The 20,978-nt window shown below is 61.2% G+C and carries 20 protein-coding genes; 9 read left to right on the forward strand and 11 right to left on the reverse strand.

Annotation, left to right across the window (positions count from 1 at the left end; all coding sequences use genetic code 11):
* The first annotated feature begins 205 nt into the window (after positions 1-205).
* The 3 genes from nhaA (at position 206) to M2400_RS21060 (ending at position 2,992) form a co-directional block, all read left to right on the forward strand.
* Positions 206-1,393 (forward strand): Na+/H+ antiporter NhaA, encoded by a 1,188-nt coding sequence (gene nhaA, locus M2400_RS21050; protein ID WP_259199105.1) that lies wholly within the window; start codon positions 206-208, stop codon positions 1,391-1,393.
* Between the two features lie 157 nt (positions 1,394-1,550).
* Positions 1,551-2,765 (forward strand): S-type pyocin domain-containing protein, encoded by a 1,215-nt coding sequence (locus tag M2400_RS21055; RefSeq protein ID WP_259199111.1) that lies wholly within the window; start codon positions 1,551-1,553, stop codon positions 2,763-2,765.
* Entirely contained in the window at positions 2,762-2,992 is a 231-nt protein-coding gene (locus M2400_RS21060) for a hypothetical protein (RefSeq protein WP_259199113.1), read from the forward strand. Before M2400_RS21055 ends, M2400_RS21060 begins: the two co-directional genes overlap by 4 nt.
* 75 nt (positions 2,993-3,067) lie before the next feature.
* On the opposite strand, the gene M2400_RS21065 is transcribed toward M2400_RS21060, so the two are convergent.
* From M2400_RS21065 to dinG, 6 genes are all read right to left on the reverse strand, one after another.
* A complete protein-coding gene (locus M2400_RS21065; protein WP_010176704.1) occupies positions 3,068-3,532 on the reverse strand; it encodes a glycine zipper 2TM domain-containing protein in 465 nt (154 codons plus the stop codon).
* A gap of 281 nt (positions 3,533-3,813) precedes the next feature.
* Positions 3,814-4,461, reverse strand: coding sequence for a pyridoxamine 5'-phosphate oxidase (gene pdxH / locus M2400_RS21070; RefSeq protein WP_177047294.1), 648 nt, complete (start codon positions 4,459-4,461; stop codon positions 3,814-3,816).
* Between the two features lie 27 nt (positions 4,462-4,488).
* Positions 4,489-5,658: an OmpA family protein gene (locus M2400_RS21075; RefSeq protein ID WP_259199118.1), complete on the reverse strand. Its 1,170-nt coding sequence runs from the start codon at positions 5,656-5,658 to the stop codon at positions 4,489-4,491.
* Between the two features lie 142 nt (positions 5,659-5,800).
* Positions 5,801-6,946: a serine hydrolase domain-containing protein gene (locus tag M2400_RS21080; protein WP_177115741.1), complete on the reverse strand. Its 1,146-nt coding sequence runs from the start codon at positions 6,944-6,946 to the stop codon at positions 5,801-5,803.
* A 92-nt stretch (positions 6,947-7,038) separates the two neighbouring features.
* Positions 7,039-9,366 (reverse strand): beta-galactosidase, encoded by a 2,328-nt coding sequence (locus tag M2400_RS21085; protein WP_259199121.1) that lies wholly within the window; start codon positions 9,364-9,366, stop codon positions 7,039-7,041.
* A 95-nt stretch (positions 9,367-9,461) separates the two neighbouring features.
* Entirely contained in the window at positions 9,462-11,606 is a 2,145-nt protein-coding gene (gene dinG / locus M2400_RS21090) for an ATP-dependent DNA helicase DinG (RefSeq protein ID WP_008432096.1), read from the reverse strand.
* A gap of 99 nt (positions 11,607-11,705) precedes the next feature.
* Here dinG and M2400_RS21095 point away from each other — a divergent pair, with 99 nt between their 5' ends.
* The gene (locus tag M2400_RS21095; protein WP_177047287.1) at positions 11,706-12,170 is read left to right on the forward strand and encodes a CopD family protein; all 465 of its coding nucleotides are present in this window, start codon (positions 11,706-11,708) and stop codon (positions 12,168-12,170) included.
* Between the two features lie 103 nt (positions 12,171-12,273).
* Here the strand turns inward: M2400_RS21095 and M2400_RS21100 are convergent, their stop codons facing one another.
* The 3 genes from M2400_RS21100 to M2400_RS21110 form a co-directional block, all read right to left on the reverse strand.
* Positions 12,274-13,032, reverse strand: coding sequence for a collagen-like protein (locus M2400_RS21100; RefSeq protein ID WP_177115743.1), 759 nt, complete (start codon positions 13,030-13,032; stop codon positions 12,274-12,276).
* Positions 13,025-13,318 (reverse strand): DUF1145 domain-containing protein, encoded by a 294-nt coding sequence (locus M2400_RS21105; protein WP_177047283.1) that lies wholly within the window; start codon positions 13,316-13,318, stop codon positions 13,025-13,027. Before M2400_RS21105 ends, M2400_RS21100 begins: the two co-directional genes overlap by 8 nt.
* 129 nt (positions 13,319-13,447) lie before the next feature.
* On the reverse strand, positions 13,448-14,143 hold the full coding sequence (locus tag M2400_RS21110; RefSeq protein ID WP_010176713.1) for an OmpA family protein: 696 nt from the start codon (positions 14,141-14,143) through the stop codon (positions 13,448-13,450).
* Between the two features lie 180 nt (positions 14,144-14,323).
* Here M2400_RS21110 and M2400_RS21115 point away from each other — a divergent pair, with 180 nt between their 5' ends.
* From M2400_RS21115 to M2400_RS21130, 4 genes are all read left to right on the forward strand, one after another.
* The gene (locus M2400_RS21115; protein WP_177047281.1) at positions 14,324-14,821 is read left to right on the forward strand and encodes a DUF6231 family protein; all 498 of its coding nucleotides are present in this window, start codon (positions 14,324-14,326) and stop codon (positions 14,819-14,821) included.
* 4 nt (positions 14,822-14,825) lie between these two features.
* Positions 14,826-15,296: a YchJ family protein gene (locus M2400_RS21120; protein WP_177079663.1), complete on the forward strand. Its 471-nt coding sequence runs from the start codon at positions 14,826-14,828 to the stop codon at positions 15,294-15,296.
* Positions 15,297-15,357: 61 nt separating this feature from the next.
* Positions 15,358-15,858: an LEA type 2 family protein gene (locus M2400_RS21125; protein WP_259199174.1), complete on the forward strand. Its 501-nt coding sequence runs from the start codon at positions 15,358-15,360 to the stop codon at positions 15,856-15,858.
* Positions 15,855-16,055: an SEC-C metal-binding domain-containing protein gene (locus M2400_RS21130; RefSeq protein ID WP_053254769.1), complete on the forward strand. Its 201-nt coding sequence runs from the start codon at positions 15,855-15,857 to the stop codon at positions 16,053-16,055. Before M2400_RS21125 ends, M2400_RS21130 begins: the two co-directional genes overlap by 4 nt.
* A 234-nt stretch (positions 16,056-16,289) precedes the next feature.
* On the opposite strand, the gene M2400_RS21135 is transcribed toward M2400_RS21130, so the two are convergent.
* A complete protein-coding gene (locus tag M2400_RS21135; protein ID WP_177042073.1) occupies positions 16,290-17,681 on the reverse strand; it encodes an ATP-binding protein in 1,392 nt (463 codons plus the stop codon).
* Positions 17,678-18,388, reverse strand: a complete 711-nt coding sequence (locus M2400_RS21140; RefSeq protein WP_259199198.1) for a response regulator — start codon at positions 18,386-18,388, stop codon at positions 17,678-17,680. The genes M2400_RS21135 and M2400_RS21140 overlap by 4 nt, the downstream gene beginning before the upstream one ends.
* A gap of 196 nt (positions 18,389-18,584) precedes the next feature.
* Between M2400_RS21140 and M2400_RS21145 the strand changes: the two genes are divergently transcribed.
* Positions 18,585-20,966 carry a TonB-dependent siderophore receptor gene (locus M2400_RS21145; RefSeq protein ID WP_259199201.1) on the forward strand — a complete coding sequence of 794 codons (2,382 nt, stop codon included), beginning with the start codon at positions 18,585-18,587 and terminating at the stop codon, positions 20,964-20,966.
* The last annotated feature ends 12 nt before the right edge of the window (positions 20,967-20,978 follow it).

Consider the following 20,978-nt stretch of genomic DNA (forward strand, 5'->3'; position numbering starts at 1 on the left):
CAAAGGATTTCAGACTTGATCTTAGGATGTTTCCTACACTCCACACAGATACAGTCATGACTCAATTGGACACACAATTTCCGGGGTTTGCCGTGAGACTCATCAGGCCAATCTCTTATAACAAATAAGAATATAACTTTTGTTTTAACAACTAACGGTACGGGTTAGGGTACCCACCTATTGAACTTTGATTGGAGAGCATCCCTTGCCTCTGCGTAGCACTTTCACCCGTTTCTTCCAGCTGGAAGCCGCCAGCGGTCTGCTCCTGATCGCTGCTGCCGCTTTGGCGCTGATCATCAACAACTCACCGTTGTCGCACCTTTACGCGAGTTTTCTCGACGTGCCGGTGGTCGCACAAATTGGCGCGCTGAAAATCGCCAAGCCGGCGCTGCTATGGATCAACGATGGCCTGATGGCCTTGTTCTTCCTGCTGATCGGCCTTGAAGTGAAACGCGAGCTGCTCGACGGCCAACTGTCCAAGCCCTCGCAAGTGGTACTGCCCGGCGCGGCAGCCATCGGCGGCATGGTGGTGCCGGCGCTGATCTACTGGGCGCTGAACAAGGACAACCCGGCAGCCCTCGGCGGCTGGGCAATTCCCATGGCCACCGACATCGCCTTCGCCCTGGGCGTATTGGCCTTGCTGGGCAAGCGTGTGCCGGTGTCGCTGAAGCTGTTCCTGATGACCCTGGCCATCATCGACGACCTTGGCGCGATCATCGTCATTGCCCTCTTCTACTCCGCCGACCTGTCCGGGGCCTCATTGGCTGGTGCAGCAGCGTGCCTGATCGCCTTGATTGCGATGAACCGGCTCGGTGTCGTCAAGCTGGGGCCTTACATGATCGTCGGGCTGATCCTGTGGGTCTGCGTGCTCAAGAGTGGTGTGCACGCCACGCTGGCCGGGGTGACCTTGGCGTTCTGCATCCCGTTGCGCACCAAAAATGCCGAACCTTCGCCGCTGCTCACCCTGGAACACGCGCTGCACCCTTGGGTGGCCTACGCGATCCTGCCGCTGTTCGCCTTTGCGAATGCCGGCGTCTCGCTGGCGGGCGTCAACCTCCAAAGCTTCACCCACCACGTGCCAATGGGCATCGCCGCCGGCCTGCTGCTGGGCAAGACCGTTGGCGTGCTGGGCTTCACCTGGGTGATGGTAAAAACCGGCCTCGCCGCGCTGCCCGCCGGCGCCAACTGGGGGCAAGTGCTGGGCGTGGCAATCCTGTGCGGTATCGGCTTCACCATGAGCCTGTTTGTTGGCTCACTGGCGTTTTTACCGGGCAGCAGTGAATACGCGGGTATGGACCGGATGGGCATCCTGACCGGCTCGATATTGGCCGCGTTGATTGGGTATGCGGTGACGGCGATGGCCAGTCGCAAGCAGGCGCTCGTTCAGGCGTAATCGCTTTTTGGAGCCGGACTGCCGGCTCCAACCTTCTCTCGGCCCATTCGGCGCCATCTCACAGAACCGTCCTACAGCCACCCTCCGCTGCTTGCCATAACGTCGTGCTCCCGACTCCACCGTCGGACGTCGTTAGGCAACACGCCAGGAGGGCACGATGGCAAACAACAAGGACATACCCCAAGTCTGGCGATGCTACGGGACCGGCACGGGGGGCTACCGACGGCTCGAGAACATGAACGAGCGCGAGCTGGCTGAGCGTGATGCCAGGCAGCGAGCATATGAAGCCATGCTTGCCCGCCAGGAAGCCTATGAGGCCTGGCGTAAAGTGGAGCCGCCGCCAACGCAATTGCCCATGGTCGGCTGCGTATTCGCAAAGTCCTGCAATCTGCCGGACGCCCTCATCGACTACAACAATCCGTCCGGTTACATACCGCTTGATCGCATAGGGGACTATGGCGAACACGTGCTGCTTGGTGGCCGTGAAACCGACAGTGAGGGGCTGCTGCCACTCAAGAAGATCAGCGGCAGCGCCCTCCCGGCCGGGCTCGGAACATTGGCACTGGGCGGTTCCGCGATCGGCGGGGCATCAAGCGTCGCAGCCGGTGCTGGAACAGTCGCCGCTGGCCTGATGCTTGGGGTTGCAGCACTTATCTGGCCCTCCAGCTTGGGCGACAGCGCGCTCTACAGCGACCGTCAACTGCGCTCAATGCCACGAGCGCGTACACGGGTTCGCCTGCACGTCGAGCAATTAGCTAACGGCACCCTCAAGGGATACGCCTTCTACACAGGGAAAAATCGTGAGTGGGAGATGGTCGATGTCGTGCAGTTTGGGCTGCGAGGCACACATCAGGTCGCGGACTTGGGCGACGGGATTGAGCTGATCTGGACGCCTGCCATCGATCCGGCTGGCACACTTGGTATCCCTGCTTTGGAAGCTGCGCCGCAGGCACCGCAAATCTGGGTGTATCCGCCGACCGAGAAGGCCGCCAGCATCATCGTTGACCCGATATACCCGCCGGAATACAGGGATTTCATTCTGGTGTTTCCGGCGGACTCGGGGGTTCGGCCGCTCTACGTGGTGGTCAGCGTTAGACCAGGGGACCATGACTACCACTCGGCGCCAGCGTTGCTTCCTGCGTACCCTGACGCCAAAGTCGCAGGTCGCAAAACTCCTGTGAAAGGCGGGGGAGCACTAAGAAAAAGGTGGAAAACGCCCGCGGGGTTAATACTTGAATGGGATCTCCAACATGGCGCGCTCGAAGTGTATGACGCCAGAGGCAGGCATCTGGGTGAGTTTGATCACATTACTGGAGAGCCCACCTCCAAGAAAAAAACAAAGAAGAAAAAAGTAAGGAGAGTCGAACCATGAAGTATTTGTTGGAAGCATTTGATAAGAATACTGACTTGCAAGAGTTCGTAGTCGAACTGCCGCATGACTGCGAAGAGGAGCTTGAAGCCATAATGCAATGGCCCACAAAACAACAGGGATGGGAAGGTTACGATCTGACGGTGGTTCAGCTTTCAGCTATTGAAGCCTTGGTGGGCAGAGCCCTCGGTGACCCACTTTGTTACTTTCAACTCACCTGCAATGCGTGAGCCGCCATACGCCACCCAACAAAAAACCCCAACCGGTCACCCGGTTGGGGTTTTTCTGTTCCTGCGACCTTACTCTTAACGAGTAACTCGGCTGGTCCCGTTCACAGTCATGATGCGAACGCGGTCGCCGATACGGAAGACTTCGTTCGGGTCAACGGCCTGGACGTAGGCGCGCATGCTGCCGTCGTCTTCACGAACGGTGACTTCAACGCCTTGGGTGCGGGTCAGGCCCTCTTCTGCAGCAGAACCCAGCAGGCCACCGGCGACGGCACCGATCACGCCGGTGACGATGCTGCCACGGCCACCACCGATAGCGCTGCCACCAACGCCGCCAACCACTGCGCCAGCCACGCCGCCGATTGGGGTCTTGGTGCCTTCGATTTTCACCGGACGCAGGGATTCGATGGTGCCCATGCGTACAGTTTGCACGCGACGTGCTTCGTCACGGGAGTACGAGTCGCCGGTCAGACTCGAGGCGCAGCCACCCAGCAGCAACGACAGGGTGGTAAAGCAGGCAACCAGTAAAACAGACTTACGCATAGCATCAACTCCAAAGGACAGGTATTCATTAAACCGCTGCGGCTTGCTGCCTGTCACGCCATGCCGGGCAGAAAATTGGTTTCATTCAGCCTTAGTACAGTCTGCCTGTACCGAAAAACTCGACGAACGGTATAAACCTCACCGTCATCAACATCTTCGTGGACTGTTTCATCATTGTAGCGAATGGCTGCAAAACGCGGCGCAGCGCTACACCTTCAAAGCCTCTGACTAGAGACTCCGGCGTGCAGCGCTACATTCAGGCGAGGTGACGAAAGGTGGGCTCAGGGCGCCAGACGCTCACGGGTCCAGTCGGCACCCTGCAAGCGGTAGTTCAAGCGGTCGTGCAAACGACTCGCGCGGCCTTGCCAGAACTCGATGCGCTCCGGCAGCAGGCGATAACCTCCCCAATGCTCGGGGCAGTCCGGTTGGGTATCACTGAAGCGTTGTTCGGTGGCCTTGAGCAGGTCCTGCAATTCTTCGCGGTCCCGGATCACCTGGCTTTGCGGTGAAGCCCAGGCACCCAGGCGGCTGCCCAGGGGACGGACCTGGAAGTAAGCATCCGACTCCTCGGGCGTGACCTTGACCACACGACCTTCGATGCGTACCTGACGTTCCAGGGTCGGCCAGAAGAAGGTCATGGCGGCAAACGGGCGCGTCGCGAGCTGTTCGCCCTTGGCGCTCTGATAGTTGGTGAAGAAGGTAAAGCCCTGTGTATCCAGCCCTTTGAGCAGCAGGATCCGGCAATGGGGGCGACCGTCCTGGTCGACCGTTGCCAGGGTCATGGCATTGGCCTCCACCGGTGGCTGCTCGGTTTTCACCGCGTCACTGAACCACTGGTGGAACAAGGCAAACGGTTCGTCCGGGGCCTGGGCCTCGCTCAAACCGTCCCGTGTGTAGTCACGGCGCATATCGGCCAGTGCCTGGGTCATGCGGCTTTATCCTTCTGGCTCAAATAATCAGTTTTTTGCCTGGTCGTTCGAAGCGGCTGGAGCGGCGGCCTTGGCTGGGGCCGGTTTCTTGGCGGCTGGCTTGGCCGGGGCCTTCTTGGCAGCCGGTTTGGCGGCGGCTTTCTTGGCGACCGGTTTTTTCGCCGGGGCAGCTTTTTTGACCGGAGCAGCCGCTGGAGCAGGAACGTCCTGCACAGCAACCATTTCAGCCTTCGGCGGGTTGGCCGAGTTGTACTTGCTCAGCAGGGCCAGCATGGTGGTGCGCTGGGTGAACATGATTTCCATGCGACGGTTCAGGGCACGGCCCTGGGTGCTGTCGTTGGCGGCACGCGGCATCAGGTCGCCCATGCCACGCAGCATCAGGCGGTCCTGCTTCAGGCCGCTGAGGCTGAAGATCGAGGCGATGGACTGCGCACGCTCCTTGGTCAGGGCCTGGCTTACCGGCTCGGCACCCGAGGTATCGACGTGGCCCAGTACCAGTACGGCGGTTTTCGGATCGCCTTCAACGGCCTTGGCAACGCGGGTGAATGGACCCAGGGTCACCGGCAGCAACATCGCCGGGCGTTTCGGGTTGTAGGAGCCGTCGACCGGGGCAATCACGACCAATACGTTGTCACGACGCTCCAGTTGCAGGTTGCTGTCCTTGATTGCGGTACGCAGGCGCGGCTCGTAATCGTCCAGCCAGGCCTGGGTGATCTTTGGATCAGGCATCGGGATATTGGCAACGTCGACCTTGGCCAATGGTTTTGGCTTGCTTTCGAACGGCCACCACCACTTGGTATCGGTATCTGTCTTGGCAACGGCAGGGGCAGCAGCTGGCGCGGCAGCCGGTGCGCCGGTCGCAGGCGTTGCCGCCTTGAGGTCGGCTTTCAGGTCAGCCTTGGCATCGTCGGCCTTCGACGAGAACGGCCACCAGCTGGAGCCGGTATCCGCCTTGGCAACCGGTGCCGGTGCTGGCGCAGGTGCCGCAGCGGCAGGTGCTACCGGCGCAGGCGCCTTGGCAGCCACGGCCGGTTTGGCATCCGGTTTGGTGTCGGCTTGGCTCACTGCGTCCTTGGTAGCAGCCTTATCGGAGCCAAATGACCACCAATGCCCACCTTCGGCATCATTTTGTGGGGTTTGTGCACAGCCAGTAATAGTGAGGCATAGCGCCAGTGCCAAGGACTTGTTCGATAACATGAGATATCCACAAAATGAGAAAAAATCAGGGGCCTGAATGACCCGTTAAACAGACGCTTCTGGAACATTAAAGTTACAACATTTCGCCTAGCGTCTTTTTGTAGGTGTCTTTGTAACAAAAAAACGCCGAACAGCAAGCTATTTACAGACAACCGGCCAATATTCTTACCAACTTTTGCGCCCGTGGGTCCATAAGTACATAAGGCCCCAATGTATTGGTCACAAAACCAAAGGCTACATCATGTTCCGGGTCGGCAAAACCCACCGAACCCCCTGCCCCGGGATGCCCAAAGGCCCGTGGGCCAAGGCCGAACGTAGCGTTTGGCACCTGCGGCTGATCCAACATGCAGCCCAGGCCAAAGCGGGTTTGTGTCAATAAGGTTTTATCCGGGCCGATACTGTGTTCGCGGGTCAATTCTTCAAGCATATCGGCTTCCAGCAAACTACCGTCGAGCAGTCCACTATAAAAACCCGCGAGACTTCGCGCATTACCGTGACCATTTGCCGCTGGCTGCTGCATACGCCGCCATTCGGGTTTATTAGTGCTGGTCAGAATAGACGGTGGGTTGGTAAATGCACGGGTGGTCATCGCCATCGGCTCGCGCATCGTTACTTGAAGTAAACGTTGTGCCGCTTCATCGCCTACATTGCCCTTGCCCCGGGCTATATGGGCAACTCGATAAAACTCTTCGTCGGCCAGGCCCACATGAAAGTCCAGGCCCAACGGCCGTGCAACCCGGGCCACGATGGACTCGCCCGGCCCACGACCGTCAGCACGGCGGAGCAATTCGCCCACCAGCCAGCCGTAGGTAATCGCCGCATAGCCATGGCCTTCCCCGAGTTTCCACCACGGCGCTTCGGCCGCGAGGGCGTCGACCATCATCTGCCAGTCGTACAGGGCTTCGGCGGGCAGCGTTTCACGCAGGGCAGGCAACCCGGCCTGATGGCAGAGCAGATGGCGCAAGGTGATGGCTTCTTTGCCGGCGGCAGCGAACTCCGGCCAGTATCGGGCGACCGGCGCATCCAGCTGCAACTTGCCTTCGGCTACCAGTTGCAGCGCCGTGACGGCAGTGAACGTCTTGGTGCAGGAGAACAGGTTGGCGATGGTATCGCTGTGCCAGGCCTCGGCACCGTCCTTGTCGGCGGTACCGGCCCACAGGTCGACGACGGTTTCGCCACCGATCTGGATGCACAGCGCGGCGCCGCGCTCCTGAGGGTCGTCGAACAGCGCGGCAAAGGCTTCACGCACCGCTTCGAATTGAAGCTCGTAATGACCCTGAATCTGCACCTAAACCCCCTCGGAAAAGTACCGCAAAAAGTGGCCGACATTGTTCCAGCCATTGAGTGTTTTGTGAACCCGCACTCGTCGATCAGGTCCCATCAATGACCCTTGCCCGAGTGTCCGCCGGCATGCTCTGCCCCAGGCCCAGCCGCGTTGCCCTCATGCCCCGGTTTACCGCCTTCACCGGTGTGGACCGCGCTGGACACCTTGGCCTTTTCGGCCTCCTTGCCCAACTGGTCGACCGCCGCCAGGTTACTTTTGCGAACACTGTCAACAAAGCCCTGGAACGGCACATCGGTGATGCCCACCAGGCCGAAGTGGCCGTTTTCGCCGTCCAGCAGACGACCGGTTACCGGCTGGTCCAGGTACTGGAACCAATGCACGCCGACAATCGACGGCTCGGCCATGGCCTGCTTGAGGAAGTTGGCGTAGGCAGCCCCGCGATCCTCTTCCCTGGCCAACTGCGTCACGCCACCCCAGAACGGGCCACGGTCCGCCGAGCCAAAGTTGAATTCGGTGATCAGCACCGGCTTGTCCAACTCGCGCAGTGCCGCGAAATCGTAGCCATCCTGAGGTTTGAGGGTGTACATGTTGAAACTCAGTACATCGCAATATTGCGCGCAGGACGCCACGGCTTCCGGGGTGCTGACGGCGTATCGCCCACCCAGCAACAACTGGTTGGGCGCATGCCATTTCAGCGAATCGGAGATGGTCTTGAAGTACGCATCGGCGAAGGTCTTCTGGAAGTATTTGAAGTCTGCTTCGATTTCCGGGTGCTCGGGGTTCGGCATGGGTGGCACGAAGCCCGGGTCTTCCATCAACTCCCAGGCCGGCAGGTCAATGCCCCAGGCTTTGGACAGGCCGGCCTGGTTGCGGTACTTGTCCCGCAGTTGCTTGAGAAATGCGCGCTTGGCCGGAACGTCGGTGGTCATGCGCAACGTGCCGTAGGCCAGGGCGTAGCGGGACTTCGGATCATCACCGGGACCGGCCCAGGCCAGTTCGTTGTCGGCAAAGAAACCGATCAGCCACGGGTCATCGCGATGGTCACGGGCGGCAATCGCCACCGCACGTTCGGTGGCCATGGCGAAGCGCGGGTCGAACGGATCGGGCATGCCGCCCCACCAATCGGTGCCGGTGCTGATGCTCGCGTAATCGCCGACGATCGACAGCGGCAAGGTGTAAGGCACGCGGTCAGCGGTGGCCAGCTGCGGCGCACTCCAGTTGCCCACGGTGTTGAAACCCCAGGCTTGCAGGCGATCCAGCGCATGGGTCACCCAACGTTTCTGGTCGAAGCCTTCCGGGGCGCAAGGCGCTGGCGGCACACAGGGTTGAGCAAACGTGCGCTGCAGGTTGGCGCCGTAAAAATCGTACCAGCGCCCGACATTAAAGCTGCGGCCCTGATCGGCACCATTGCCGCCACGGTTATCGCCGCTGCCGTAGTACTTATCAAAGGGCTCACCGGCCTTGGGCAGCGCGGCAAACATCCATTCGCGGCCGGCGACGTAGGTCTGGCTGTTGTCCGGGGCCACGGTGTTGACGCCCAGGGAGTAGAACGGATGGCCTTCCGGAGTCACCAGGTACCAGCGCCCGTCGCGCTTCTCGGTGCGGAAAAAGCCGCTGGCGTCAAAGGCCGGGCCCTTGTTCCAGCCGCCGAATTTGTCCAGGGAAGCCTTGTCGCGCTCGGCCAGCCAGCCCTTGAGCTGTTGCTGTTCCTTGACCGCCGCGACCCTCAACTGGTCGTCGCTGCTGACTTTTTCCGGCCACCTGGCGCGGGTGGACTGCCCGTAGGCATCCACCAGGTCGCTGTAGGTGGCCTTGAGCACCGGCTCGATGTCCTGCACGCCGAAGCGCTCCAGCAAGATGCTCTGGGCGACATTGGGCTTGATCATCGACAGGGTTACCGACACGATCTGGCTGCGATCGATCTCCCCTTCGCTGCTGGCCAGCAACACGCGCTGGCCGTCGACGGTGATCGGCATCGGCTGGCCAGCCTTCATGCCCTGGCTCAGCGGCGAGTTGGCTTGCAGCGGAATCAGCAGCGTCTGCGCCGGGCCGGCCGGCAGGTCGATACGACTGAACAGCGTCCGGCCGTCATTGCTCTGCACCTTGACGTACAGGGTCAACGCCCAGTCCATCGCACTCTGGATGCGCAAGCTCATGGCACCGGATTGCGACCAGTCCCAGGCGCCGGTTTGCGGGCTGAGTACCAGGCTCGGCTCGGCCGCCGGGTTGAAGGTAATACGGCGCAGCACTTCGCCTTCAGGGGTTTGTTCGGCGTTGTATTGCGGCAGGCTGGCGTCCTGGGTCGCTACCTTGACCACATCGGCGGGCCGTACAAAGTTGAACAACGTTTGTTGCCCCGCAGGCGCAGCCAGCAAGGGCGCGGCAAACAACAAGGCAAAAACAGCGGGCAGCGTGCGAATCATGTGAACAAGGTTCTCCCAAACGGCCGATGACTGGCCTGATGACGTGAAGCGATGGTGAGATAGACCACGAAGTGGGCGATTTCGCCCACCGAGTCTTAAGAAATTTCCCGCCGAAACGGCGGCAAAGCATTCAGGATAGCTTTGCCGTAGCGCTGGGTGACCAGGCGCCGGTCAAGCAAGGTGATGGTGCCGCGATCTTCTTCGGTACGCAGCAGGCGTCCGCAGGCCTGGACCAGCTTCAGGGAAGCGTCCGGCACCGAGATTTCCATGAACGGATTGCCGCCCCGGGCCTCGATCCACTCGGCCAGCGCGGCCTCCACCGGATCATCCGGCACCGAGAACGGGATCTTGGCGATCACCACGTGTTCACAGTAGGCGCCCGGCAAATCCACACCCTCGGCAAAACTCGCCAGGCCGAACAGCACGCTGGAATCGCCGCCATCCACCCGCGCCTTGTGCTTGTTCAGGGTTTCCTGTTTCGACAGGTTGCCCTGGATAAACACCTGCTTGCGCCAGTCACGGTCGAGGCCGTCGAACACGTCCTGCATCTGTTTGCGGGACGAGAACAGCACCAGAGTGCCCCGGGAGCCTTCCACCAGCGACGGCAGGTCGCGGATGATCGCCGCCGTGTGGGCCGGCGCATCCCGCGGGTCGGCCTTGAGGTCCGGCACCCGCAGCACACCGGCGTCGGCATGATGGAACGGGCTCGGCACCACGGCGGTGACGGCCTTTTTCGGCAACCCGGCGCGCATGCGGAAACGGTCGAAGGTGCCCAAGGCCGTCAGCGTAGCCGAGGTAACCAGAGCGCCGTAGGCCACGTTCCACAGGTTACGCCGGAGCATTTCCGCCGCCAGGATCGGGCTGGCGTTGACCTCGATATCGAACAGCGCACCGCTTTCCGACAAGGTCAGCCAGCGGGCCATGGGCGGGTTGTCTTCCGGGTCTTCGACGGTAAAGGCGGTCCACAACTCCCAGTTGCCCTGGGAGCGGGACAGCAGGCTGCCAAACAGCGGGTACCACTCTTCGGCCTGGTTGCTGGCGATGCCGATGTTGACCTCGCCGTCCATGCCTTCCTTGAGCAGGTCGGTGAGGCGGGTGAACAGGTCGGTCAGGCGCGAAAAGCCCTTCTTCAGCTCGACACCCATCTCGCGCATGTGCTCGGGAATCAGCCCGCCGACGAAACGATGACGCGGCCGCTCGCGGCCTTCCACGTCTTCGCCGGGTTTGAAGTCTGCCACCTGTTCGCAGGCGCTGAACATGAATTGCTGCTGGGTCTTGATTTCCCGCGCCAGCTCCGGCACCTGCTCGATCAACTTGCCCAGGTCGCCCGGCAACGGATGCTGGGCGAGCAACTTGGTGAGGTTCTTGGCAGTGGTTTCCAGCCAGTCGGCGGTAGAGCGCAGACGCGTGTAGTGGGCAAAGTGGCCGATGGCCTTGTCGGGCAGGTGATGGCCTTCGTCGAACACGTAGAGTGTGTCGCGCGGGTCGGGCAATACGGCGCCGCCGCCGAGGGCCAGGTCGGCGAGGACCATGTCATGGTTGGTGACAATAACGTCGACCTTGCCCATGCCTTCGCGGGCCTTGTAGAAGGCGCACTGGCCGAAGTTGGGGCAATGGCGGTTGGTGCACTGGCTGTGATCGGTGGTCAGGCGCGCCCAGTCGGCGTCTTCCAGGGCGTTGGGCCAACTGTCGCGGTCGCCGTCCCATTTATTGCCCGCCAGTTTCTCGATCATGCTGGTAAACAGCTTCTGACTGACCTCATCGACTTCGATCTTGAAGCCTTCTTCTTCGAACAGCGAGGCCGTGGCGGTTTGCGCGTGGCCTTCCTGCAACAAGACGTCGAGCTTGGACAGGCACATGTAGCGCCCACGGCCCTTGGCCAGGGCGAAGGTGAAATTCAGGCCGCTGTTGCGCATCAGGTCGGGCAGGTCTTTGTAGACAATCTGCTCTTGCAGGGCGACGGTGGCGGTGGCAATCACCAGGCGCTTGCCGGCCGCCTTGGCGGTAGGGATCGCCGCCAGGCTGTAAGCCACGGTTTTCCCGGTACCGGTGCCGGCCTCGACGGCCACCACCGCAGGGTCGCCACTGCGCCGGCCTTCGTCGTCGGTGTCGATATCCCCGAGGACCTTGGCTACTTCGGCGATCATCAGGCGCTGGCCGTACCGCGGTTTCAAGCTCTTGGCTTCGAGAAAACGCGAGTAGGCGCCCTGGATCGTGGTTTTGAGTTCAGTGCTGATCATGGATAGTCGGGCGCAAAAAACGCTGGATAAATTTTCAGTGGTTCGGATCGGCCGCTATCATACCCCGCTAATTAATCCCGCGCAGAACGGAGTACCTCAATGACCGTGTTTAGCCTTGCTTATACCCTGCATGTACTGGCCGCCCTGATCTGGGTCGGCGGTATGTTTTTCGCCTGGATGATCCTGCGCCCCGCCGCCATGGCCGCGCTGGACGGGCCTGCCCGGCTGAAACTCTGGGTAAATGTGTTTCAACGTTTTTTTGTGTGGGTCTGGGTCGCGGTGCTGGTGTTACCGATCAGCGGTGTCGGCCTGCTGCAACTGCGCTTCAACGGGTTCGAGACTGCGCCGCGCTATGTGCAGATCATGATGGGTTTGTATGTGGTGATGACGGCGCTGTTTATCCGGATTCAGGCGTTGAAGCTGCCGGAGTTGCGCACGGCGGTGGCGGCTGAGGATTGGCCGGCCGGGGCGGCGGCGTTGGGGCAGATTCGTAAGCTGGTGGGGATTAACTTGATTGTGGGGTTGGTGCTGGTGGCGATTGCTTCGGCTCGGCCGATGTTCTGAGGCGTCCTTTCGGGCCTCATCGCGGGCAAGCCCGGCTCCCACATTTGGAAAGCATTTCCCTGTGGGAGCCGGGCTTGCCCGCGATGAGGCCGGTACTGGCGACTTACAATCTCTGGACGGTCACAGCACCCGCAGGCCCCGCTGGCCCCGCCTGGCCTTCCAACCCGGCCCGGCCCTTCTCGCCGCCATCGGCGCGGTACACCAGGCAACCCTTGGACTGCCCGCCCTTACCCGGCTTGCCCGCCGTGCCCGCCAAGCCACCGGCACCGCCGTCCACCCAAACCTTGATCTTTTCCCCCGGGAAGTCCTGCGGCAACTCGACCCGAACCTGCGCGCCCGCCGCACCCGGCAGCCCGTCGCCACCGTTGTCGCCATTGGCGCCGCGCCCCGCCGAGCCCCAGGTGCAACCCGGGTCTTCGCCGTTGGCGCCGTCCAGCCCGGCATACCCTTGGGCACCGGCACCGCCACGAGCATCCACCGACAACTCATCCGCCGTCAGCGAGTTAATGCGCAAGATCAAATCGCGCCCAGCCTTGGCCGGACGTTCATGGGTACCTGGCGCACCCCGGGAGGTGATCTGGCTGCCATGCTCCAGTTGCGCCTGGCGCACCTGCAATTGCAGTGCGGTGCTGCCGGGCACAATGGCGATCCGCGCTTCGCGGCCCAGGTGCAGCTCATCCACCGTTACCTGGGTGATATTGGCAGGAATCAGCAAGGTGCCGTAATCCGCCACATCCAGCCGCTCCAGCTGCAAAACGCCGCTGCTGTTGGGCAGGCGCATCAACGAGTTGGTCTCGACGCTGACGCTCTGGGCCAGGGCAATGGGGCTGACCAACAGGGCCAACAGAAAAACCTTACGCATGATTGGCCTCCTTGTTTACATCATTAGCCGGTGTCGGCGTCGAAAAGCTCTGCACATGGAACATACCCACCAGCAGGATCTGCAAGCGGTCACGCCAGGGATGGGCACGGTTTTTCACACTGCCGTTGAACAACAGCAGTTCAAGAAGATGGGTCAACAACAACAGGCTGCCGGCCAGACTGACCAACAGGTGGAACGGGTTGATCAGCGGCGAAAACAGATTGACCACCACCACAACCCAGAACAGCAACGTCAAAAACTTCCCCAGCCCCCAAAACACCTTCATCCCGCACGCTCCCCTTGCACATTATTCTTTGGGCGCACAGTAACGACTTCTACAGGCGTTGTGCCAGTGAAGGTTAAAAAAATTGATGAAGGGCCCCCTGTGGGATCCCACAGGGGGCTTGAGGGTGTGTCAGCGGTTGATCTGGATTTCCACGCGGCGGTTTAGCGCGCGGCCGTCAGCGGTTTTGTTATCCGCCACCGGATGGCTTTCACCGGCGCCGGTCACCGAGACAAAACTGCTGCGCGGGATGCCGGAACTGACCAGGTAGTCGGTCACCGAATGAGCGCGTCGTTCAGAGAGTTTTTGGTTGTAGGCGTCTTTACCGACGCTGTCTGTGTGCCCGCTGACCCGCAGTTGCGCGCTGGGGGCCTCTTTTTTCAGACGGGTCGCGATGGTGTCGAGCTTGGTTTTGTCGGCGGCGGTCAGCTTGGCCGAGTCGAACTCGAAGTGCACGTCACGAATCACGATGGTTTCTTCCTTGACCACCACGACTTCTTCTTGAACCACCGCTACCGGCACGGGTGGGCAGCCATTGGCATCGACCTGCACCCCTTTTGGCGTGCCTGGGCACTTGTCGCGACTGTCCGGCACACCGTCGCCGTCTTCGTCACCATCGCCATGCACCCAGCAATAGGCGCCAGCCATGCCGCCGATCAGCAACGCGCCATAGCCCGCATAGGCTGAGCTTTCGGTGGCGCCAATGGCAGCACCCGTCACACCGCCTACTGCGGCACACGTGGGCCAGTCGGTTTTTTGCAAGCCTGCGCAACCTGTCAATACTCCGGTTAGCAGAACCAAGGGTAGAGCTGTCCGCATGATGCTCATCTGACTTTCTCCTGAGGGGATCGGCGGGGGCCGACGAGTGGAGTAAAGACGGCTCTTTTCATCTGCGCCAGCGTGTCACACCCCTGTATTCATTGGGCCGAGCTGTTTATTCTCGCCGCCCGCTCTAGGCCCGCACGCTCAGGCAGGCTAGTCTCTACGGTCCTGATGTGAGGATCTTCGATGACCGCCGGTATTTCTGCCCGTACACCCCAGCAAGCGCTCGCCGCGCTGCTTGATCTACACGCGCCCAAACGCCTGCTTTTATTGGGTGCCAGCCAGTTCCCGGCGCTGGATGCGTTCAAGGAGGCACACCCGGATACCGTGGTGTCCTTTGCCGAGCCCGGCGCCTTGCCCGCCGACCTCGCGGCCCAGCGTTTCGACCTGGCGCTGGTGGTCGACTGCCTGGAACACCTGTCAAAACCTGCGGGCCTGACCCTGCTCGGCGGCATCCGCAACCTCAATGCCAGCCGCATTGCAGTGCTGGTGGACCTGGCCGCCTGCCACTGGAAAGACACCGACTTCTTCTCCCTGGCCCTGCAAGCCAGCGAGCGTTTCCAGCGCGACGATCAGGTTTTGACGCTGTTTACCTATGATCTGCTTGACTATAAACAGGTGCCGGATTGGCTGAACGCCCGCTTCTGGGCCAATCCGCAAAACTTCGGAAAGTATTGGTGGTAACCCGATGAGTACATCCATTTGCCCTTGCGGCAGCGGCAACCTGCTGGATGCCTGCTGCGGCCACTATCACGCTGGCCACCCGGCGCCCTGCGCCGAAGCCTTGATGCGCTCGCGCTACAGCGCCTATGTGCTGGGCCTGGTGGACTACCTGGTGGCAACCACCCTGCCTGCGCAACAAGCCGGGCTGGACACGACTGCCATCGGTGCCTGGAGCGCCCAAAGCACCTGGCTGGGCCTGACGGTGGAAAGCTCCGAGGTGTTCGGCGGCCAGCCGGAACATGCCTTCGTGACCTTCACCGCCCGCTGGCACGACAGCACTGGCGAACACAGCCACCGCGAGCGCTCGTCATTCGTACAGAACAATGAACACTGGTACTTCATCGACCCGACGGTAGACGTGAAGGCCGGACGCAATGACGCCTGCCTGTGCGGAAGCGGGCAGAAATTCAAGAAGTGCTGTTCCAGCTACCTCTGACATTCATTGATACCCAGTAAGCTCACGCTTGCTATGCTGACTCTTCATACGGAGTAACGGCATGGTTTCTCAGGCGCGGGTATTCAGGACTTACAGCCTTCTGCTGGCATTGATGCTAGGGCTTTCCGGCTGCGCGTCCTGGTTCGCCGATGATGCCCCCACCCCCGAGGTGCGCCTGGTGAAGGTTGACCCCGTGCGGGTCAAATTGCTGGAGCAGAAGTTCAAGTTGTACTTTCGCGTGGATAACCGCGACGACAACGATTTGACCGTGCGCGGCCTGGTGTACAAGGTCAGCCTGGGCACGATGGTGCTGACCGAAGGCGAGTCCAACGAATGGCTGACCGTGCCGCCCCACAGCCACGCTTTCTTCCGGGTTTCGGTGCGTACCAACCTGTGGCCACAAATCCGCGATGTGGTCGATATGTTGAAAAATCCACGGGAGCCCGTGCCCTATCGTCTTGAAGGCGAGTTGAAAACCGGTTTATTTATCGGGAACGACGTGCGGGTGCTGCGCAATGGCGAGATAATCCCCGGCGATTTTATTCCGGAGCGACATCGATGACTCAGCAACCCCATGTCCATGGTCCTGACTGCAACCACGATCACGATCACCATGATCACGACCACGGCCATGTCCACGGCCCGAACTGCGGCCACGCTCACCAGGAGCCGGTGCGCAACACTTTGAAGGACGTGGGTCGTAATGATCCTTGCCCGTGCGGCAGCGCGAAGAAATTCAAGAAGTGCCACGGGGCTTGATGCCTGTGCGATAAGCACCTTTTTGTGATGAGTGACTTGTTGTGGCAAAGGGGCTTGCTGTGGCGAGGGAGCTTGCTCCCGCTGGGCTGCGCAGCGGCCCCAAAAAAGCGGGAGCGCTGCGCACTCCAGCGGGAGCAAGCTCCCTCGCCACAGCAAGCCCCCTTACCACAACAAGCTCCCTCACCACAGCAAGCTCCCTCTCCACATTATCTCCCTGCCCCACAAAATCCTGACTCAGCCTTGAGCCTTGCGCTGAAACTGCAACACCACCTCCAATCCCCCACCCTCCCGATTGCTCAAGCTCAACCGCCCGTCATGGGCACTGGCAATCGTATGCGCAATGCTCAACCCCAGCCCGTAGCCGCCGGTTTCCACATTGCGTGAGCCTTCCACCCGGTAAAACGGCTCCATCACCTGTTCCAGCTGTTCCTGGGGAATCCCTGGCCCACGGTCGCTGATCACAATCTTCAAGCTGTCGGCCTTGTCCTCAACCCTCACCACCACCTCGCACCCATAACGCACCGCATTTTCCAGCAGGTTCTGCACACAACGCTTGAGGCTGCGGGCATACCCAGGCAGCGGCTGTTTGGCCCGCCCTTCTATCGTCACCGTCTCACCCACATCCTGAAGGTCCGCCTGCAAGCTTTGCAGCAAGGCGTTGATGTCGATGTTCTGGCGTTTCTCGTTGATTTCGCCGCTGCTGACAAAATCCAGGGTGCTGGACACCATGTGCTCCATTTCTTCCAGGTCGCTGCGAAAACGCTCCTTGGTGCGGTTGTCGTCGAGCATCTCCGTACGTAAGCGCAGGCGTGTGATGGGCGAGCGCAGGTCGTGGGAAATCGCCGCAAGGAACCGCGTACGTTCGGCAATGTTGGCGATCAGCCGCTGTTGCATGGCGTTGAACGCCTGGGCGGCGCGGCGCACTTCGGTGGGGCCATCGACGGCCAGCGGTGGCCGTTGAATGTCCCGGCCCAGCGCTTCAGCCGCCTTGGCCAAAGCATTCAGCGGGCGAATGGCTAGACGAACAGCCACCAGGGCGATGATCACCAGCACCACGACCCGCAGCAAATAAATACGCATCACATAGTCGAACAACAGGTCCATCGGCGAGGTACTGGTCCAGCCCTGCTCCTCGGTGGCCTCCACCTGTAACCAGCGCCCGTCCGGCAATCGCAGGTCAATCAGGAACTGCCCCACCACCGGTTTGGAGCCGAGCAAGGTCGAAAGCCCCGCGTGCTGGCCTTCGGCGTCCAGCAACTTGAGGCTCAACAAATGCAGGTTCTGCGTATAGCCGGTCTTCTCCGAGAGCACTTTATTCAGCAGACGCTCAGTGGACTGGTCGCTGTCGCTGATGCGGCTCGGCACATCACTGGCCTGATCACTGAGCGTCAGGCGAAAACGCGGTGTATCGAGCAGCTTGATCAGTACATCAGCCTGTGCCGGATCGCTGTGCACCAGCCGCACCACGTCCGCCAGCCGTGTGGCGATCAGACGGCTGGGGATTTCCAGCACCTGGCCGTGGCGCATGTCGTACCAGATGCTGCTGGTGAGCGCCTGGGCCGCGAGCATGCCGCTGACCAGGATCAGCACCAGCCGGCCAAACAGCGAACGCGGCAGCAGTTTCACGATTGCGGCGCCACGTCGTCGGCGGTGAGCATGTAGCCCTCGTTGCGCACGGTCTTGATCAGCCCGGCCGGCAATTGCGAACGCAGGCGGCTGACGCACACATCAATCGAGCGGTCGAACGGCGTGCTGTCCTTGTCGAACACATGGTTGAGTAAAAAGTCGCGACTCAGCGGCCGGTTGGGGTGTTGCAACAACAGGCGCAACACCCGGTAATCGGAGTTGCCGAGGCTCACCACCACGCCTTCGGGCGAGAGCAGTTGCCGCGCCCGGGTGTCCAGTTGCCAGCCGGCGAAGCTGATGCTCGGCGCTTCATCCAGCCGCGCCCGGTCCGGAAAACTCTGCACCCGGCGCAGCACTACCTTGATCCGCACCAGCAACTCCCGTGGGTCGAACGGCTTGGGCAAGTAATCGTCGGCGCCGATTTCCAGGCCGACGATCCGGTCGATCAGCGTGCCCTTGGCGGTGAGCATGATCACCGGCGTGTTGGAGCTCACCCGCAATTCGCGGCACAGACTCAGGCCGTCTTCGCCGGGCAGCATCAGGTCCAGCACGATCAGGTCGATGACATTCAGCGCCAGGCGGCGGCGCATTTCCTTGCCGTCGCCAGCGGTGGACACCTGGAAGCCGGCGTCACTCAGGTAGTCGCACAACAGCTGGCGGATTTGCGGGTCGTCATCGACGATCAACAAGTGGTCTTGCTTGGCCATGGGGCAATTCGTCCGAAACTCAAAAGGCAGGAGATAGCCGAAACGTCAGCCAGGCGTGCACGCAAATGTAATGGAATGTTGTGGAAAGCGGTAATCGCGCATCCCCATTACAAAGCCACGGCATGCCGGCCGGTATCGGTCTTTAGACTACCGAATCTAAATGAGATTAATTGTAATTTAGCCTAGGTCACTCTGAATGCCATTGCCTTCCCCTCGCGTTCTGTCGCGCCAATCTACCCTTGCGCCGATGTTCGGCCTGCTTGCCGCCGGCAGCCTTCCACCCACTGCCTGGGCCGATACGCCGGTGGCGGCGTCCCAGGATTCGGTGCTGAGCCTGCCGGAAATCAAGATCGATGGCGAAGCCACTTCGGCTTTCAAGGTTGACCGGGTGACCTCGGCAAAAATCAGCCAGCCACTGCTGGACGCCCCGCAAAGCGTGACCATCGTCCCGCAGCAAGTGCTCAAGGAGCAGAACGCGCAAACCTTGCAGGAAGTGTTGCGCAACGTGCCGGGCATCACCTTCATGTCCGGCGAAGGCAACCTGGGCTGGGGTGACCTGTTTTCGATTCGCGGGTTTTCCTCGGAGCAGAGCCTGACCGTCGACGGCGTGCGCGATGCCGGCCAATCGACCCGCACCGACACCTTCAACCTGCAACAGGCGGAAGTGTTCAAGGGCACCGGCTCGATCGAATCCGGCGTGTCGGCTGTAGGCGGCAGCGTCAACCTGGTGAGTAAAGAGGCGCACCTGGGAGACGCCAACAAGCTCTCCGCCGGCATCGGCACCGACAGCTACCGCCGCCTCACCGGCGACTTCAACAAGCAGTTGAACGACACCACCGCCCTGCGCATCAACCTGATGAAACACTACAACCAGGTGGCCGAGCGCGACGACGTGGACTACGACCGCTGGGGCATCGCGACCTCCCTCGGCTTCGGCCTGGGCACTGACACACGCCTGTTTATCGACACCTTTTACCAGAAGGACGACAACACCCCGGACGGCGGCGTGCCGATCCAGCGCGGCACCGACGGCGACCGCATGCCCGGCGTGAAGCGTTCGAACTGGTACGGCGATTCGCACCTGTACACCCAGCAGACCAAAACCACCTCGCTGACCACCCGCTTCGAACATGATTTGGACTGGAACGAAGCGACCCTGAAAAACCAGACCAAGTGGGAGCGCACCGACAACTTCGCCGTGCTCTCACCCGCACGCTTCTTTGCCGCCAACGCCAATGGCCAGAAAACCTGCACCGGCCCGCGCTGTGCGACCCTGGGCTACACCGGCGTAGGACCGATCAACCAAGTGCCCGGAAGTACGGTGAATGCCTACCCGGGATACGCCAACAGCGGTAACACCGCCTACGGCATTCTGCGGGGCAGCGACTTCGGCCAGTCGACGCGCTACACCATTCTCGACAACCAGACCGACTTCGCCTTCAAGCTCAATACCGGCGGCCTGGAACACGCGGTGGTCAGCGGGCTTGAGTTCTATCACGAGACCTACGGCGGCCTGAAACGCAACGCCGAGGTGCCGGCCGGCGATCTGTTCTTCGACATGAACGACCCGAACCACAGCTTTGCCAGCACCACCGTGACCAAGGGCGAAGGCCAGCCGCGCTCGGTGATCGACAACGCCGGTATCTACCTCGGCGACACCATCACCCTCAATGAACAGTGGCAAGTGCTCGGCTCCCTGCGCTACGACAACTGGCAGGCCAAGACCACCCAGCGTGGGCAGGCTTCCGTCGACAGCACCGACGGAGCCGTGAGCGGACGTGTCGGCGCGGTGTACAAGCCTTTGCCTAACGGCAGCATCTACGTGTCCTACAGCGAAGCGGCACAACCGTCGGCCCTGGGCGCGTCCACCAACAACCAGATCTACGGCGCCGCCAGCACCAGCAACTACACCCCGGCCAAGTCGAAAACCTACGAAATCGGCACCAAGTGGGACATTGCCCACGACCTGCTGAACGTCACCGCCGCGATCTTCCGCACCGAACTGGACAACTCCTGGGAATACCAGGACGGCGAAACCGCGCCGGTCCGCGCCCTCCCGGCCAAACGCGTAGACGGCGTGGAGCTTGGCCTGCAAGGCAATATCAGCCCGCGCTGGACGGTGTACAGCGGGTTCTCGGCGCTCAAAAGCACCCAGACCAAGGGCGCCAACAAGGGCGAGGAGGCCAAGAACGTTCCCGACCTGACCGCCAACCTGTGGACCACCTACGCCGTCACCGACGACCTGAGCCTGAGCTACGGCGCGCAGTACGTAGGACGCCGCCGCTACAGCGACAACAAATACGTCGGCGGCCTGAACAACAACAGCAGCTACGCCAACGGCCCGTCCGGCGTCTACGCGATCTACACCCGCGACCACGAAAAGGCCCCGGGCTACTGGCTCAACAACGTGGCCGCGCAATACAAGGTGACCAAACAAACCACGGTCAACCTCAACCTCAACAACGTGTTTAACAAGTTCTACTACAGCCAGATCGGCTCGTCCCTGGACGGCTTCCAGCTCTACGGCATCCCGGGCGCCGGGCGCACGCTCACGGCCAGCGTCGACTATGAGTTTTAAGCCGGCCCCCGA

Source organism: Pseudomonas sp. BIGb0558 (assembly GCF_024807515.1).
GTDB lineage: Bacteria > Pseudomonadota > Gammaproteobacteria > Pseudomonadales > Pseudomonadaceae > Aquipseudomonas > Aquipseudomonas yamanorum_A.

Coding starts and splice junctions, on each gene's coding strand:
- M2400_RS21115 (WP_177047281.1), top strand. CDS start 14,324: ATGACCGCCGGTATTTCTGCCCGTACACCCCAGCAAGCGCTCGCCGCG.
- M2400_RS21060 (WP_259199113.1), top strand. CDS start 2,762: ATGAAGTATTTGTTGGAAGCATTTGATAAGAATACTGACTTGCAAGAG.
- M2400_RS21055 (WP_259199111.1), top strand. CDS start 1,551: ATGGCAAACAACAAGGACATACCCCAAGTCTGGCGATGCTACGGGACC.
- M2400_RS21065 (WP_010176704.1), bottom strand. CDS start 3,532: ATGCGTAAGTCTGTTTTACTGGTTGCCTGCTTTACCACCCTGTCGTTG.
- M2400_RS21085 (WP_259199121.1), bottom strand. CDS start 9,366: ATGATTCGCACGCTGCCCGCTGTTTTTGCCTTGTTGTTTGCCGCGCCC.
- M2400_RS21100 (WP_177115743.1), bottom strand. CDS start 13,032: ATGCGTAAGGTTTTTCTGTTGGCCCTGTTGGTCAGCCCCATTGCCCTG.
- M2400_RS21145 (WP_259199201.1), top strand. CDS start 18,585: ATGCCATTGCCTTCCCCTCGCGTTCTGTCGCGCCAATCTACCCTTGCG.
- M2400_RS21140 (WP_259199198.1), bottom strand. CDS start 18,388: ATGGCCAAGCAAGACCACTTGTTGATCGTCGATGACGACCCGCAAATC.
- dinG (WP_008432096.1), bottom strand. CDS start 11,606: ATGATCAGCACTGAACTCAAAACCACGATCCAGGGCGCCTACTCGCGT.
- M2400_RS21095 (WP_177047287.1), top strand. CDS start 11,706: ATGACCGTGTTTAGCCTTGCTTATACCCTGCATGTACTGGCCGCCCTG.
- pdxH (WP_177047294.1), bottom strand. CDS start 4,461: ATGACCCAGGCACTGGCCGATATGCGCCGTGACTACACACGGGACGGT.
- M2400_RS21130 (WP_053254769.1), top strand. CDS start 15,855: ATGACTCAGCAACCCCATGTCCATGGTCCTGACTGCAACCACGATCAC.
- M2400_RS21120 (WP_177079663.1), top strand. CDS start 14,826: ATGAGTACATCCATTTGCCCTTGCGGCAGCGGCAACCTGCTGGATGCC.
- M2400_RS21125 (WP_259199174.1), top strand. CDS start 15,358: ATGGTTTCTCAGGCGCGGGTATTCAGGACTTACAGCCTTCTGCTGGCA.
- M2400_RS21110 (WP_010176713.1), bottom strand. CDS start 14,143: ATGAGCATCATGCGGACAGCTCTACCCTTGGTTCTGCTAACCGGAGTA.
- M2400_RS21075 (WP_259199118.1), bottom strand. CDS start 5,658: ATGTTATCGAACAAGTCCTTGGCACTGGCGCTATGCCTCACTATTACT.
- M2400_RS21105 (WP_177047283.1), bottom strand. CDS start 13,318: ATGAAGGTGTTTTGGGGGCTGGGGAAGTTTTTGACGTTGCTGTTCTGG.